Source organism: Methylobacterium sp. D53M, from assembly GCF_053345625.1.
In genome coordinates this window covers 857,536-873,130 of sequence record NZ_JBKFAL010000001.1, presented here as the reverse complement: position 1 = coordinate 873,130, position 15,595 = coordinate 857,536, and the positions used below count along the sequence as shown (strand labels likewise).

The following is a 15,595-nucleotide window of genomic DNA, read 5'->3' as shown; positions in this document are numbered from 1 at the left end:
CATGCAGATGCCGGAACCGAAGCGCGAGACGCCCGGGCAGTTCGGCTTCTTCGGTGACGGAGAGCCCTGAGGACCGGTCAACGCGTCTCCATGCATTGAATTCGGACCAGCATTTCACCGGGCACATGCGCGGGACGCACGGTGCTGCGCGCGGCAGACGGGTGAGTTCCGCGTCGCGATCTCAGCAAGTCGCTGCCGTAACAGCCGTTTTGTCGATCGTCCCGGAACAATATTGCCAAGCTTAGGCGGGCGTCTCGCCGATCACGTACGTGTAAAAACTGCCGGAGCGCGTGGAACAGCGCCGAAACGCGACAGTTGGGGAGGCGACCGCGCCGGGTCCGCTCGGCGCCGGCAAGGCTGTCCCGATCAGGGTCCTGCCCTCCGATCGCGGCAGATCTTCGCGATCTCAAGAACAACGTCAGGGATAAACTTCCGCCATGAAGAAACTCACGCTCGCCGTGCTCGGCCTGTCCGTCGCCGCCATCTCGGCGCCCGCCTTCGCGCAGGACGCCCTGCCGATCCGCGTGCTGCCCTTCGCCAATCAGGACGGCGTCGGCGCCGCCGCGACCGAGACGCCCGCCTTCCGGGCCGAGGCGCTGCGTTCGGACGCCGCCAGCATCGAGGCGAGCCGGATCGCCCTCCAGCGGTCGCGCAACCCCCGGGTCCGCAACTACGCCAACCGCGTCCTCGTCGAGCGCAAGGCGACCACCGACGCGCTGCTGCCGCCGAATACCTCCCTGACCCGCAACGGCTCGGTGGTCTCCGACAACCAGGGGATCCGCACCGACCTGAGCAACCCGGTCGGCCTCGTGCTCGCGCCGGTGACGGTGGCCGCCAACATCGGCACCGGCATCGTCGGCGGCGCCCTCGGCGCGGTCGGCATCGTCGACAACAGCCCGGCCGAGCCCGGCCGCCGCGTGGCCCTCGGCGAGCGCGGCCAGGCGCGTCTGGCGCAGCTCCAGGCGGCCCCGAACGGCCGGGCCTTCGACCGGACCTACATCGACCAGCAGGCCCGCTCGGACGCCCGCACCCTGGCGCTCTACGACGCCTACGCCAAGCAGGGCGACAACGCCCAGGGCCGCAAGTTCGCCACCGAGGCCCTCCCCTACATCGCCGACGAGCACGCCCACTCGGCGAGCCTCGCGGCCCGCATCGGCGGCTGAGCGCCGCGCATGGCGTGATCTGCGCGAGGGCCGCCCCAGGGCGGCCCTCGTCGTGTTGCGCCGTCGCACCGCCCGTCGCTAAAGGGGCGCATGAGCGCGATCGAGCCCGCCAGTGACGGACCCGCGGAGGACGGTGCCCCGCCCCACCGGATGGGCGTGCGCGTCTACTATGAGGACACCGACTTCTCCGGCTTCGTCTACCACGCCAGCTACCTGCGCTTCCTCGAGCGCGGCCGCACCGAATTGCTGCGGGAACTCGCCGGCGACCAGTCGGACCTGCACCGCGACGCGCGCGGCCTCGTCTTCGTGGTGCGGCGCATGAGCCTCGATTTCCTCCGGCCGGCCCGGATGGACGACCTGCTCACCGTCGTGACCCGCACGCGCGCCCTGCGCGGCGCCTCGATGCAGCTCGCCCAGGACGTCCGACGGGGCGACGAAGTGCTGGTCTCCGCGGAGGTCACGGTCGCCTGCGTGCGGGACGGCCGCGCCGTCCGCCTCCCGGACGCGCTGCGGCGGCGGCTCGCGCCCGGCGAGGCCGCCTAGACCTCAGCCGGCCCGCGCCGGATCGGCCTCGCAGAGCACCCGCGCGAAGGCGTTGACGATGGTCAGCGCGTCGTACTCGACCGAGACCAGCTGGTAGCCCATCCCGACCATCTCCCGGGCCCGCGCCGGCGACGGCGCGAAGGCGCAGGGAATCTTGCCCGCCGCCCGGGTCTTGCGCGCGATCTCGCCGAGGGCCGCCGTGACCGCCGATCCCAGCGGGTCGATGGCCGCCCCCTTGGACAGGGCGATCGACAGGTCGGCGGGGCCGACCAGGACGCCGTCGATGCCCGGCACGGCGAGGATCGCCTCGAGGTCGGCGATCCCGGCCTCGGTCTCGCACATGGCGATCGTGAGCGCCCGGTCGTTGGCGCCCGCGAGGTAGTCCGCGCCGTTCCGGAGCCCCGAGAGCCACATGGCCCGGTCCGGTCCCCAGCTCCGCTGCCCGACCGGCGGGAATTTCGCGGCCGCGGCCAGGGCCTCGGCATCCGCGACGGTGTTGATCATCGGCGCCACGACGCCGGCGGCGCCGGCGTCGAGCATCCGCGAGACCATGGCGAAGTCGCCCACCGGCACGCGCACCAGGGTCGATTTGCCGGCCAGGGCGACCTCGGTGATCGCCGCACACGACGTCTTGTAGTCGTAGGTGCCGTGCTGCTGATCCAGCAGGACGGCGTCGAATCCGGCGCGCGCCAGGAAGCCGGCCAGCATCGGGTCGGCGATCATGGACCAGCCCAGGAACCGGGCCGGGCCGGTGGGCAGCAGATCGGGCAGGCTGGGAACGGGGAGGGTCATGCGCGTCCTGCGTATCTCAGGGCTGTCGACTCGGCGCCGTGGGCCGCGACCATACGGGAGGCGCTTTCGGCAGGTCCAGCCCGGACGGCCCGGCCGACCGCCTGCATGCCTCAGGATCGCCCGGATCGAAACCGATCCTTAACCCTGCCGCGCCCTTAACGGAGGCGATGCCATGGCGGGGCGCGGGGGCCGTCGACGGCCCTTACTTTCGACAGATTCGCGGGCGACAGCCTTGATATCGCTCACGGATCCGGCGGACGCGGGCCTCGCCCGGCGCATCGCGATCCGGAGCAGGAGACCTCGACGGATGAACCCAGCCGACGCGATGCAGGCCGCGCCTGTCGCCGACATGACGCTGCTCGGCCTGTTCCTGCAGGCCCACTTCGTCGTGAAGATCGTGATGATCGGGCTGCTCAGCGCCTCGATCTGGTGCTGGTCGATCATCGTCGACAAGACGCTGCTGTTCCGCCGGACCAAGGCCGAGATGGACGCGTTCGAGGACGCGTTCTGGTCCGGCCGCTCCCTGGAGGAGCTGTTCCGCTCGTTCAACGACCGGCCGGCCACGGGCCTCGCCGCCGTCTTCGTCGCCGCCATGCGGGAGTGGAAGCGCAGCTTCGAGGGCTCCGGCCGGCAGATCCAGTCGCTGTCGCAGCGCATCGAGAAGCAGCTCGACGTCACCATCCACCGCGAGGTCGAGCGGCTCGAGTCGCGCCTGCTGTTCCTCGCCTCGATCGGCTCGGCCGGCCCGTATATCGGCCTGTTCGGCACCGTCTGGGGCATCATGACCGCGTTCACCTCGATCGCGGCCTCGAAGAACACCTCCCTCGCGGTCGTCGCCCCCGGCATCGCCGAGGCGCTGTTCGCCACCGCGATCGGTCTGTTCGCCGCGATCCCGGCGGTGCTCGCCTACAACAAGCTCCAGGCCGAGGTCTCCAAGGCGCAGTCGCGGCTGGAGAGCTTCGCCGACGAGTTCTCCGCCATCCTCTCCCGCCAGATCGACGAGCGGCTGCCGCTCGCCGCCTGAACCGGCTGATCCAGAGGAGACCGATCCATGGGCATGGCAGCGGGCGCATCGCAGGGCGGCAAGCGCCGCCGGCGCCGGGGCCGCCGCGGCGGACCCATCAACGAGATCAACATGACGCCGTTCATCGACGTCGTGCTCGTGCTCCTGATCATCTTCATGGTCGCGGCGCCGATGATGACCGTGGGCGTGCCCCTCGACCTGCCGCAATCCAAGGCCTCGCCGCTCAATTCCGACGTGAAGCCGATCACCCTGTCGATCCGCCAGACCGGCCAGGTCTTCCTCGGCGAGGACGAGCTCACCGACGACTCGATCGTGCCGAAGCTCATGGAGACCGCCAAGACCGGAACCGAGGAGCGCGTCTTCGTGCGCGGCGACAAGCGGGTCGATTACGGCCGCGTGGCGCAGGTGATGGCGATCGTGACCGGCGGCGGCTTCAAGAAGGTCGCCCTCGTCACCGAGCCTGAGCATCAGTAGGGCCGTCCCGTGGAGTTCCGCTTCGACCGCAAGGAACCGGGTGTCTGGATCTCCGCCGGCACCCACGTCGCGCTCCTCGCGCTGGCGCTGGTCAGCGTCGCGGCCCCGGCCCTGCCGGAGGCCCAGGAGGGCGTGCCCGTCGAGGTGATCACCGAGAACCAGTTCTCCGAGATCACAAAGGGCGAGCGTCAGGCCGACAAGCCGATGCCGAACGCCACCTCGCGGGCCGACCGCAAGGCCGAGAAGTTCGAGGACCGCGAGCCCGAGAATTCCAAGCAGGACGCGCCGACCGCCCCGACCCGCACGGCCGAGATGAAGCTCGCCAACGCGGACGAGATGCCGCTGCGCGCCGAGCCCGATCCGCAGGAGGCGGCCCAGGCCGCCAAGGCGGCGGAGAAGGCGGCGCAGGAGAAGCGCGACGCCGAGAAGGCCGCCGCCAAGGCGGCCGAGAAGGCAGCAGAGAAGGCAGCAGAGAAGGCAGCAGAGAAGGCAGCAGAGAAGGCAGCAGAGAAGGCAGCAGAGAAGGCGGCCGAGAAGGCCGCCGCGGAGAAGGCTGCCGCCGCCAAGGCCGAGGCTAAGGCCAAGGCCGAGGCGGTCGCGAAGGCCGAGGCCGAGGCCGAGAAGCGCGAGCAGCTCGAGAAGCTGATCGAGAAGCAGGAAGCCGAGGCGGCGGCGGCCGCCCAGAAGGCCGCCGCGAAGAAGGCCGAAGCCGCCAAGGAGGCGGCCAAGGAAGCGGCCAAGAAGGCCGCCGACGCGAAGGCCAAGGCCGAGGCCGAAGCCGAGCGTCAGAAGGAGATCGCGGAGGCCAAGGCCGAAGCCGAGCGCGAGAAGGCGGAGGCCGCCGCCAAGGCGAAAGCCGAGGCGGCCGCCAAAGCCGAGGCCGCCGCCAAGGCGAAGGCGAAGGCCATGGCGGACGCGAAGGCCAAGGCCGATGCCGAGGCCAAGGCGCGCAAGCAGGCCGAGCTTGCCGACAAGTTCAACGCCGGCGACATCCGCTCGATGCTCGCCTCGAAGGCGCCGTCGCAGTCGACCGGCGCCACCGGCCACGCGGTGCAGAAGGTGGCGGCGCTCGGCGCCGCGACCGGCAACGCGCAGCGCCTCTCGCCGTCGCTGCGCGACGCCCTGGTCGGCCTGCTCCAGCAGCAGATCGAGCGGTGCTACTCGGCGCCCCCCGGCGCGGCCCAGGGCGTGGTCCTGCCGGTTCTCGACATCCGCCTGAACCCGAACGGCTCGCTCAGCACGGAGCCGCGGATCATGCGCGGCGGGGCGAGCGCGGTCGACCAGTCGATCGCGCAGGCCGCGCTCCGGGCGGTCCGCCGCTGCGCGCCGTACAACATTCCGGCCACCTACGCGCCGTACTACAACGACTGGAAAGCCATCAACGCGGAGTTCGAGTTCACGGCGACCTGAGGTCTTCCAGCCAGTGTCCCGCCGTCCCCGCGTTCCCGTCTGATCGTCACTCGGATCCGACCCACCATGCTGCACCTCCCCTCCGTCGGGCGCCTCCCGACGTCCTATGCCGCGCGCCTGCTCGCGCTCCTCGTGATGCTGACGGGCCTCCTGGCGGGGCCGGCCCAGGCGCAGCTGCAGCTGCGCATCGGCGGCGGCAACTTCCAGCCGATGCCCATCGCCATCGCGGATTTCGGCGGCGACCCGAGCCTCGCGGGCCTCGTCTCCGGCGTGGTCACCAACGACCTGCGCCGCTCCGGCTACTTCACGCCGCTCGACCACGCCCGCTTCCCCGAGCAGCCGAACTTCGACGCCGCGCCGAACTTCGAGAAGTGGCGCGCCACCGGTGTGCAGGGCCTCGTCACCGGCCGGGTCGTCCGCGAGGGCGGCCGGGTCAAGGTCGAGTTCCGGCTCTGGGACGTGACCAACGGCCAGCAGATGACCGGCCAGCAATACGGCACCGACGCCGCCAACGTCCGGCGCACCGGCCACCTGATCGCCGACGGGGTCTACACCAAGATCACCGGCCTCGGACCCTGGTTCGACAGCCGCATCGCCTTCGTGGACGAGACCGGCCCCAAGGAGAACCGCCGCAAGCGCCTGATGGTCATGGACCAGGACGGCGCCAATGTCCGGGCGATCACCACCGGCGAAATGTCGATCGTGGCCCCGCGCTACTCGCCGGCCACGCAGGACATCGCATTCATGGCCCAGGCCACCGGCCACCAGCCGCGGGTACAGATGATCAACCTGGAGACCGGCTCCCGCCAGGCGCTCGGCAACGTCGATTCGATGAGCGCGAGCCCGCGCTTCTCGCCGGACGGCCGCAAGATCGTGATGAGCGTCCAGCAGGGCGGCAACGCCGACATCGTCACGATGGACCTCGCCTCGAAGGCCCAGCGCTCGATCACCAACGGCATGGCGATCGACACCTCGCCGACCTACTCGCCGGACGGGTCGCAGATCGCCTTCGAGTCCGACCGCGGCGGCTCCCAGCAGGTCTACGTGATGGGGGCGGACGGCTCGAACCCGCACAGGATCACCTTCGGTCCCGGCTCGGCCTCGCAGCCGGCCTTCTCGCCCCGGGGCGACCTGATCGCCTATACCCGCCAGCGCAACGGCGGCTTCGCCATCTGCGTCTCGAAGCCCGATGGCTCCGGCGAGCGCGTGCTCACCGAGGGCTTCCACAACGAGGGCCCGACCTTCGCGCCGAACGGCCAGTACGTGCTGTTCTTCCGCGATCCGGGCGGCCAGGGCGGCGGCAAGCTGTTCATGGTCGACATCACCGGCAAGGTGGAGCAGCCGGTCCCGACGCCCGCCTACGCGTCCGACCCGACCTGGTCGCCGCTGCTGTCGGGCCGCTGAGCCCGTCGCGGAGCCCGGCTCACGAGGCGGGCTCCGGGACCGTTCCCGATTCTGGTGCAACGGTTCGGCAGGACGGCAGGTCCGGTCGAGAGAGCTGCGCCTTACCCCTCCCCCACACGGGAGAGGGGACCCGCGTTTCGTGCGGCGCCGGCTCGCGGGGCCACGATCGCCACGGCCGTCATCCGGGACGCGTCGCGTCTTGAGCCGCGCGACGGCGCGCTAGCCCTGCACCATCAGCCGGTCGCGCGCCTTCAACGCCGGGAAGAGCCTGCCCCAGAGCAGCGCGACCCCGACCGTCGCGGCGCCGCCGACCACCACCGCCGGGACCGCGCCGATCGCGGCGGCGAGCAGCCCCGATTCGAACTCGCCGAGCTCGTTCGAGGCGCCGATGAACACCGTGTTCACCGCCGAGACGCGGCCGCGCATCGCGTCCGGCGTCTCGCCCTGCAGGAAGGTCTGGCGCACGTAGACCGAGATCATGTCGGCGGCGCCCGTGACGAACAGGCAGGCCATCGACAGCGGCAGCGACGTCGACAGCCCGAACGCGACCGTGGCGGCCCCGAACACCGCGGCGGCGCGAAGCATGCGCACGCCCGCGTGGCGCCGCAGGGGGTAGTTCGCCAGCAGCACCGCCATGGCGACAGCTCCGAAGGCCGGCATGCTCCGGAGCGCGCCGAGGCCGAGCGGGCCGACGTGCAAGACCTCCGCGGCGTAGATCGGCAGCAGCGCCGTGGCGCCGCCGAGCAGCACCGTGAACAGGTCGAGGCTGATCGCCCCGAGCACCACCGGCTGGGAGCGGATGTAGTCGATCCCGGCCGAGAGCGCCGCCCAGGTGATCGGCGGCCGCTCGCTCACCGCCGCCGGCCGGTAGCGGATCAGCAGGGTCAGGGCGCTGGCCAGGGCGAAGCTGCCCCCTGCCCCACCGAACACGACGGCGGGTCCGAGGGCGTAGAGGAAGCCGCCGAGCGCCGGCCCCATCACCGACGCGCTCTGCCAGAGGGACGCGTTCCACGCGATCGCCGAGCCGAAAAGCGGCCCGGGCACCAGGGTCGGGAGCAGCGCCTGCAGGGCCGGGTTGGCGAAGGCCCGGGCCGTGCCGACGACGATGACCAGGGCGTAGATCGGCCAGACGGAGTGCACGCCCGCGAGGGCGCAGGCGAGGAGGCCGAGGCTCGCGGCGCTCTGGAGCGCGAAGGCGGCGGCGCCGACGAGGCGCCGGTCGTAGGCGTCGGCGACGTGGCCGGTGATCAGCGCGCACAGCACCGCCGGCAGGAAGCCCGCGAGGCCCACGAGGCCCAGCGCCAGGGCGGAATGGGTCAGGTTGTAGACGTACCAGCCGATCGCCACCGCCTGCATCTGGTAGGCGAGGCCCGTGAGGAACCGGGCCGAGCCGAACAGGCGGAAGTCGCCGATGCCGAAGACGGCCCAGCCGGAACGATCATGCGCGGACATGCCTCCTGCTGCGCGGGACCGGCCGCGGAATCAAGCGCTACGGTGACGTTCGCCGGTCGGATGTCGGCGGCTCCGGCCTGCTCGACTGCAGCGTCAGGGTCGGCTTGCGCGGCGGCGGCGGCGGCGGCGGCGACAGGACGGGCGGCTCGGGTTCGAGCGGCGGCGCGTGCCGGCCCTCGCCTGCGAGGTCGGTGGGGAACGTGCAGGTGACGCGGGTGCCGCTGCCCGGCGCGGTCTCCAGCTGCACCCGTCCCCCGTGCAGCTCGACGAAGGAGCGCACGATCGACAGGCCGAGGCCGACGCCCCGGTGGCGGGTTCCGAGGGTGTGGCTCTCGAAGCGATTGAACACCGAATCGGCGATCTCGGGGGGCATGCCCCGGCCGTGGTCGCGCACGCTGAGGAGAAGCTCCTGCGCGGTCCGGCGGGCATGGACCTCCACGCGCTGGCCGGCATCCGAGAAGCCGACGGCGTTCGAGAGCAGGTTGAACAGGATCTGGCGCACCCGCTTCCCGTCGGCGTGGACGCTGCCGATATCCTCCGGCACGTCGAGGGCGAGGGTGATGTGCGATTCGGCGAGCCGGTCCTCGATGCCGCGGACGGCGGCCTCGACGGTGGCCTGGACGTCAACCTCCTCCCGCTGCAGCTCCAGCGAGCCGGCGTCGATCGAGGCAAGGTCGAGGATGTCATTGATGATGACGAGCAGCGCCGCCGAGGAGCGCATGATGTGGTCGGAATACTCGCGCTGGCGCTCGTTGAGCGCGCCGACGGTCTCGTCGCCGAGAAGCTGGGTGAAGCCGATGATGTTGGTGAGCGGGGAGCGCAGCTCGTAGGAGACGTGGTGCACGAAGGTGTCGCGCAGCTGCGCGGCCTTCTCCAGGGCATCATTCTTCTCGGTGAGCGCCCGCTCGACGTTCACACTCGCCGTGACGTCGATCAGGGTCAGGAGCGTCGCGCCCTCCGGGAGCGGCTGCGCGGCGCAGTCGAGGACGGTGCCGTCGACCACCTCGAGGCGGCACGTCCGGGCCGTGCGCGATTCGAGGCCGACCACCGCGTCGCGGATGTCGAGCCACGGCTCCTCGACGGGGGCGAGCGCCCGGCAGGCGGCGATCACCGCGTCCACGTGCGGGCGCTCCTCGATCATCTCCGGGTCGAGCCGCCACACGGTGAAGAAGGCGCGGTTGGCGAGGGACAGGCGCCCGTCCGCGCCGAACACGGCCACCGGCTCGGCCAGCGTGTCCAGGGTCTCGGCCTGCAGGCGGCGCAGGGCGTTGTAGCGGGACTCGGCGTTCAGGCGGTCGGAGACGTCGTCGAACAGGTAGGTCAGGCCGCCCTGCGGGTTCGGGTCCGCGACCACGCGCAGGGTCCGGCCGTCGGGCAGGTACCACCAGGTCTGGTTCGCCTCCGCGGCCCGGTAGGCGGACAGCACGCCCTGCTTCCAGCCGCGGAAATCCGCGTGCTCCTCGAGCTTCCGCTCCGCCCGCAGGTGGTCGAGGATCTCGCCGTCGGAGGGCCGGCCGTCGAGGAAGGCCTGATCGAGGTCCCAGAGCTGCCGGTAGGCGGCGTTGTGGAAGATCAGCCGCTGCGAGACGTCGAACATCGCGACCGCGGTCGGCAGCTGGTCCAGGGTCCGCACGTTGGCGTTCATCTGCCGCTGCAGGTCGGCGCGCACGCTCTCGAGTTCCGACACGTCGATGGCGATGCCGACGCGGCCGGTCTCCAGCCCGGTCTCGAATACGTCGAGCATCCGCCGGTTCCCGGCCACGATGGCCGAGAGGCGCGGGACGCTCCGGGTCAGGCCGGCGAACCGGGCCGCCTCCTCGCGGGCGATCGTCTCGCGGGCCGGCCGGTCGAACAGCTCCAGGCCGGCATCGAGGGCGGCCTCGCGGCTCTCCGCCTCGACCGCCGCCACGTAGGCGGCGTTGATCCAGCTCAGGCCACCGTCGCGGTTGCGCCGCCAGACCGGCTGGGGGATCGCATCGAGGAGCCCCGACAGGGCCGAGAGTCCCCGGCGGGTCTCGTCCAGGGTCGCGCGCAGGTCGGCGATCTCGCAGCGCTCCTGGCTGGTCTCGCGCAGGCGCAGGAGCGCCCGCCCCGCCACGGCCTGCCCGTGGGCCTCGATGTTGCGGCCGGTCTGGGTCCGCAGGCTCAGCGCGAAGCTGGTGCCGCGCGCCCGCAGGGTCTCCACGGCGGTCTCGACGGCGGCCGCGTCCGCGGCGACGAGCCACGTGCCGAAGGCCAGGACGCGGCGGGCGTAGCCGGAGGTCGGCCGCTCGCCGTGGATCGCGAGGCTGATGTCGCCCTCGACCACCGGCTCGCTGCGATGATCCCAGGTGACGATGATCTGCCGCTCGGCGTTGAGGAGCATCTCGGCCCGGTCATGGGCGCCGCGCAGGACGTCGAGGGTCGCGGCGAGCTCGCGCTCGCGGCGGGTCCACCGGCCGCGCTCGTAGAGGTGGAGGAGCGACAGGATCACCGCGAAGGCGACGAGGCCGCCGAAGATCGCCAGGGCGGCCACGCTGTGGATCTCCCGCGCGGGATGCGCGGCGGCGGCCTCCGGCAGCTCGGCGAAGGCCGCGCTCGCCGTCGTCAGCGCGAGCGCGCCCACGCCGATCCGAACGTGTGTCGCACGACCGACACCCATGGTTTGCCCCGCCCACGTACCCGATGGCTGTCCGACCGGCGCGCGTCGCCGCGCGGCGCAGAAGGCACCGTTCCCGCGGCGATTCTCCCGAACCGCCGCAGCCCCATCGATCTAAGATTCGCCCGCACTCTAGGTGCGGCGGAATCGCCCCGGAAGGGGAACGAAGCGTGGCTTTGGGCAAAGTCGGCATAATCAGCCGTTAACGACACACAGAAGACACAGTTCGATTCGGCCGTCTGCGCTTGACAAACGAGAAGGCCCGGCGCAGCGCGCCGGGCCTCCAAATCTCTCCACCGGGCCGCGCCGCCGGATCGCGGCGGCGCGGTGCCGGCCCCGGAAACGAGGCCGTCCGCGCCACCGGCGATGCGGGCTCAGTAGCGGTAGTGCTCGGGCTTGAACGGGCCGCTCTCGGAGACGCCGATATAGGCGGCCTGATCGGGGCGGAGCTTCGAGAGCTTCACGCCGATCTTCTCCAGATGCAGGGCGGCGACCTTCTCGTCGAGGGTCTTCGGCAGGGTGTAGACCTGCTTCTGGTACTTGCCCGGGTTGGACCAGAGCTCGATCTGGGCCAGCGTCTGGTTGGTGAACGAGGCCGACATCACGAAGGACGGGTGACCGGTGGCGTTGCCGAGGTTCACCAAGCGACCCTCCGACAGGAGGATGATGCGGTGGCCGTCCGCGAAGGTGATCTCGTCCACCTGCGGCTTGATGTTCGACCACTTGAGGTTCTTCAGGCCGGCGACCTGAATCTCGTTGTCGAAGTGGCCGATGTTGCAGACGATCGCCCGGTCCTTCATCGCCCGCATGTGGTCGATGGTGATGATGTCCTTGTTGCCGGTGGCGGTGACGAAGATGTCGGCGCGCGGGGCCGCATCCTCCATGGTCACGACCTCGTAGCCCTCCATCGCGGCCTGGAGCGCGCAGATCGGGTCGATCTCCGACACGAGCACGCGGCAGCCGGCGTTGCGCAGGGACGCGGCCGAACCCTTGCCCACGTCGCCGAAGCCCGCGACCATCGCGACCTTGCCGGCCATCATCACGTCGGTGCCGCGGCGGATGCCGTCGACCAGCGACTCCTTGCAGCCGTACAGGTTGTCGAACTTCGACTTGGTGACCGAGTCGTTCACGTTGATCGCCGGGAAGAGCAGCTTGCCCTCCTTGGCCAGCACGTAGAGGCGGTGGACGCCCGTGGTGGTCTCCTCGGAGACGCCCTTGATGCTGTCGGCGAGGCCGGCGAACCAGCCCTTCGGCTTCTCGGCGAGCTTGCGCTTGAGGAGCGCGAAGAAGACCTCCTCCTCCTCGCTGGCCGGCTTGTCGAGGAACGCGGTGTCGCCGTTCTCGGCGCGCAGGCCGAGATGGACGAACATGGTCGCGTCGCCGCCGTCGTCGAGGATCATGTTCGGCATGCCGCCGTCGTGCCAGTCGAACAGGCGCGAGGTGTAGTCCCAGTACTCCTCCAGGGTCTCGCCCTTCACAGCGAAGACCGGGATGCCGGCGGCCGCGATGGCGGCGGCGGCGTGGTCCTGGGTCGAGTAGATGTTGCACGAGACCCAGCGGATGTCGGCGCCGAGCGCCTTCAGGGTCTCGATCAGCACGGCGGTCTGGATCGTCATGTGCAGCGAGCCGGCGATCTTCGCGCCCTTCAGGGGCTGCGCGGCGCCGTACTCCTCGCGGACCGCCATCAGGCCCGGCATCTCCGTCTCGGCGATCGAGATCTCCTTCCGGCCGTAATCGGCCAGCCCGATATCCTTGACGATGTAATCCTTGGCCATGAGTCGATGGCTCCGTGTTCGCGTTGCGGGTCGGGGCAACCCCCTACCACCGCGCGGCCTACGAAGCAATCAAGACATAAAGATGTCTTTATGCGTTCTGATCGGCGGGGCGGCCGCGCGAACGCCCGCCCCGCTCCGGATCAGGTCCCGTCCGCCGCTCAGCGGGTCGGCCGCGCCAGCCACCCGAGGCCGAACGCGACGGCGGCCACCAGGGCGAGGGTCGTGCCGCGGTTCTCGTCCGCGCGCGCCGCGAGGGTGCGCCCGTGGCGCACGGCGCGGTCGCGGTAGTGCTGGCCGCGCTCGAGCGCCTCGTCCGCCAGGGCGTGCCCGCGCTCGCTGGCGTCGCGGAACCGGGCGCGCCCCTCCTCGACGAGGTGCTCGCCGCCGTCGCGCAGGTCGCGGACCGTATCCCGGGCCTCGCCGTAGGCGTACTGGGCAGCGCCGGCGGCCTGATCGTAGGCGCCGTCGAGCTGGTCGACGGCCCGGCCGCGCACCGCGCCCGCCGCCGTCTTGATCCGGCCGCGCAGATGGCGGACGCCGCCCTCGAGATGATCCCTGTTCATGCTGTCTCTCCATTCCGGCGCGCGCCCCGGGGGCGCGACGCCTGCGTCGGGGCGGAACGACGGCGGAAGGCTACGGTTCCCTGAGGGGCTGCGGAACGGCCTCAAGTTTCCGTGCATCGGCGAGCCGGCGCTGGAAACAGGTCCGGACCGGCGCAGCGTCCAGGAGGGGCGCGGCGTCAATCGCCGGGATCAGATCGAGGCACATCGCGGCCGGGCGGGTGCTCCGATCTCTGCGCACGACTCCGCCTGTTCTAGACTGCGCCGCCGCGGTGACTTGCCGGGCGGCGGGAATGTCTCGGGTCGAGGCCTAGATCTCGATCTCGGTGCCAACCTCGACGACCTGCCGGGTCGGCACGCCGAAGAAGGCGCCGGTGCGCTCGGCGTTGCGCTGCATGAAGGCGAACAGGTTCTCCCGCCAGGGCGCCATGCCCCGCTTGTCCCGTCGCGGGATGATCGTCTCGTGCCCGACGAAGACGGTCATGTCGTCGAGGACGTTCGGCGGCAGGTGGCGCGATTCCACCGCGCAGGCCAGCCCCTCGGGGATCGAGGCCTCCTCCATGAAGCCGTAGCGGAGGATCACCCGGTAGAAATCCGGCGCCAGGATCGTCACGTGGGCGCGCCGGTCCCGCGGGACGGTCGGCGTCTCCTCGTAGAGCGCCGTGATGATCAGGATGCGCTCCATCAGGGCGTGGTTGCGCTCGACGAAGCGCGAGAGATGCAGCGGGATGCCGTGCTCGGCCGCCGAGAGGAACGCGGCCGTGCCCGGCAGCCGCAGCAGGTCACGGTGCTGGAGACCGCCGAGGAAGACGTCCTCCGGCAGGCGCAGGGCGGCCCTCGCCTCCTCGACCAGCTCGTTTCCCTTCTTCCAGGTCAGCATCATCGCGGCGACGAGCCCGGCGAGCACCAAGGGAAACCAGCCGCCCTCGAGGATCTTCACGCTGTTGGCGGCGAAGAACACGAGGTCGATGGCGAGGAAGAAGCCGTTGACCGCGAAGACCAGGATCGGGTTGTAGCCCCAGCGGAGCGCGATCAGCGCGGCGAGCAGCGTGGTGATGCCCATCAGCATCGAGACCGCGATGCCGTAGGCGCCGGCCAGGGCGTCGGAGGAGCCGAAGACCACCACGGCCGTCAGGGTCGCGGCGGCGAGCAGCCAGTTGACCGCCGGCACGTAGATCTGGCCGCGCTCCTCGTGCGCCGTCTGGACGATGCGCATGGCCGGCAGGAAGCCGAGCTGGACCGATTGCTGGGTCAGGGAGAACACGCCCGAGATGATCGCCTGCGAGGCGATGATGGTCGCCATCGAGGCGAGCGCGACCAGGGGCAGATGGCCCCAGTCGGGGCTGAGGCGGAAGAACGGGTTCTCCAGGGCGTCGGGCGCGGCGATCAGCAGGGCGCCCTGGCCGAAATAGTTGAGCACCAGCGCCGGCAGGACCAGCGCGAACCACGCGATGCGGATCGGCAGGGCGCCGAAATGGCCGAGATCGGCGTACATCGCCTCGCCGCCGGTCACCGCCAGGAAGGCCGCGCCGAGCATCGCGAAGCTGACGTGCCAGCCGGCATGGAGCATGAAATCGACGGCCCGGAACGGGTTGGCCGCCGCCAGGATCTCGGGCTTGGCGACGATCCCGGCGATCCCGAGGAGCCCGAGGACGACGAACCAGACGAGCATGACCGGTCCGAACACCCGGCCGATGGCGGCGACGCCCTTGTGCTGGACCAGGAACAGACCGACCAGGATCACCAGCGTGATCGGCACGACGTACGGCCCGAGTGACGGCGCGTCGACCTTCAACCCCTCGATCGCCGAGAGCACTGAGATTGCCGGCGTGATCGCGCCGTCGCCGTAGAGCAGCGCCGCGCCCACCAGCCCGACCACCAGCAGCAGCGCCTTCCACGTGCCAGGCCGGGCCTGACGGGCGCCGAGCAGCGCCAGCATGGCGACGATGCCGCCCTCACCCCGGTTGTCGGCGCGCAGGATCAGCACCGCGTATTTCAGCGACACGATCAGGATCAGCGACCACAGGATCAGCGACACCGCGCCGGTGGCCGCCGCAGCAACCGAGGCGCCGCCGGCGGTCGCGGCCTTCACGGCCTCCTTGAACGCGTAGAGCGGGCTCGTGCCGATATCGCCGTACACGACACCCAGCGCGCCGAAGACGAGGGCCGGCCGGAGCCTGTCGCGCGCCGCTCCCGCGTCGACCGGGCCGGTCTCGGATCGGGGACTCGCCGCCGGGGCAAGGGTCTGGCTCACCGCAGGATTCCCCCACGACGCCACCCGGCCTCGACCATCCGGGCGCCGGGCGCGACGCCGTGGCGGTAAAGCTAGGGTCCACGGCCGCGCCGTCCAGCGACGCTGT

Annotated in this window: 12 protein-coding genes; 6 read left to right on the top strand and 6 right to left on the bottom strand. The window is 71.1% G+C overall.

Annotated features, from left to right (window positions below; all coding sequences use genetic code 11):
* Nucleotides 1–437: 437 nt before the first annotated feature.
* Both ACLBYG_RS04165 and ybgC read left to right on the top strand, forming a co-directional pair.
* On the top strand, nucleotides 438–1,163 hold the full coding sequence (locus tag ACLBYG_RS04165; protein WP_042669273.1) for a DUF4142 domain-containing protein: 726 nt from the start codon (nucleotides 438–440) through the stop codon (nucleotides 1,161–1,163).
* Nucleotides 1,164–1,253: 90 nt separating this feature from the next.
* Entirely contained in the window at nucleotides 1,254–1,706 is a 453-nt protein-coding gene (gene ybgC, locus ACLBYG_RS04160; RefSeq protein WP_042669272.1) for a tol-pal system-associated acyl-CoA thioesterase, read from the top strand.
* A gap of 3 nt (nucleotides 1,707–1,709) precedes the next feature.
* Here the strand turns inward: ybgC and ACLBYG_RS04155 are convergent, their stop codons facing one another.
* Nucleotides 1,710–2,498, bottom strand: a complete 789-nt coding sequence (locus ACLBYG_RS04155; RefSeq protein ID WP_020093362.1) for an HpcH/HpaI aldolase family protein — start codon at nucleotides 2,496–2,498, stop codon at nucleotides 1,710–1,712.
* 307 nt (nucleotides 2,499–2,805) lie between these two features.
* On the opposite strand from ACLBYG_RS04155, the gene tolQ reads away from it, so the two are divergent.
* From tolQ to tolB, 4 genes are all read left to right on the top strand, one after another.
* Nucleotides 2,806–3,522, top strand: a complete 717-nt coding sequence (gene tolQ / locus ACLBYG_RS04150) for a protein TolQ (RefSeq protein ID WP_012317751.1) — start codon at nucleotides 2,806–2,808, stop codon at nucleotides 3,520–3,522.
* A gap of 27 nt (nucleotides 3,523–3,549) precedes the next feature.
* Complete coding sequence (locus tag ACLBYG_RS04145) at nucleotides 3,550–3,996, top strand: ExbD/TolR family protein (protein WP_020093363.1); 447 nt, start codon at nucleotides 3,550–3,552, stop codon at nucleotides 3,994–3,996.
* 9 nt (nucleotides 3,997–4,005) lie between these two features.
* Nucleotides 4,006–5,406 (top strand): cell envelope integrity protein TolA, encoded by a 1,401-nt coding sequence (gene tolA, locus ACLBYG_RS04140; RefSeq protein WP_447680670.1) that lies wholly within the window; start codon nucleotides 4,006–4,008, stop codon nucleotides 5,404–5,406.
* A 66-nt stretch (nucleotides 5,407–5,472) separates the two neighbouring features.
* Entirely contained in the window at nucleotides 5,473–6,810 is a 1,338-nt protein-coding gene (gene tolB, locus ACLBYG_RS04135; RefSeq protein WP_091976958.1) for a Tol-Pal system beta propeller repeat protein TolB, read from the top strand.
* 219 nt (nucleotides 6,811–7,029) lie between these two features.
* Here the strand turns inward: tolB and ACLBYG_RS04130 are convergent, their stop codons facing one another.
* The 5 genes from ACLBYG_RS04130 to ACLBYG_RS04110 all read right to left on the bottom strand — a co-directional run bounded on the left by ACLBYG_RS04130 (nucleotide 7,030) and on the right by ACLBYG_RS04110 (nucleotide 15,489).
* Nucleotides 7,030–8,262: an MFS transporter gene (locus ACLBYG_RS04130; protein ID WP_447680669.1), complete on the bottom strand. Its 1,233-nt coding sequence runs from the start codon at nucleotides 8,260–8,262 to the stop codon at nucleotides 7,030–7,032.
* Between the two features lie 37 nt (nucleotides 8,263–8,299).
* Nucleotides 8,300–10,903, bottom strand: a complete 2,604-nt coding sequence (locus ACLBYG_RS04125; protein ID WP_447680668.1) for an ATP-binding protein — start codon at nucleotides 10,901–10,903, stop codon at nucleotides 8,300–8,302.
* 371 nt (nucleotides 10,904–11,274) lie between these two features.
* Nucleotides 11,275–12,675 carry an adenosylhomocysteinase gene (gene ahcY, locus ACLBYG_RS04120; RefSeq protein ID WP_012317745.1) on the bottom strand — a complete coding sequence of 467 codons (1,401 nt, stop codon included), beginning with the start codon at nucleotides 12,673–12,675 and terminating at the stop codon, nucleotides 11,275–11,277.
* A gap of 158 nt (nucleotides 12,676–12,833) precedes the next feature.
* On the bottom strand, nucleotides 12,834–13,238 hold the full coding sequence (locus ACLBYG_RS04115; protein WP_056525297.1) for a hypothetical protein: 405 nt from the start codon (nucleotides 13,236–13,238) through the stop codon (nucleotides 12,834–12,836).
* A 307-nt stretch (nucleotides 13,239–13,545) separates the two neighbouring features.
* Nucleotides 13,546–15,489, bottom strand: a complete 1,944-nt coding sequence (locus tag ACLBYG_RS04110) for a potassium transporter Kup (protein WP_447680667.1) — start codon at nucleotides 15,487–15,489, stop codon at nucleotides 13,546–13,548.
* Nucleotides 15,490–15,595: the final 106 nt, after the last annotated feature.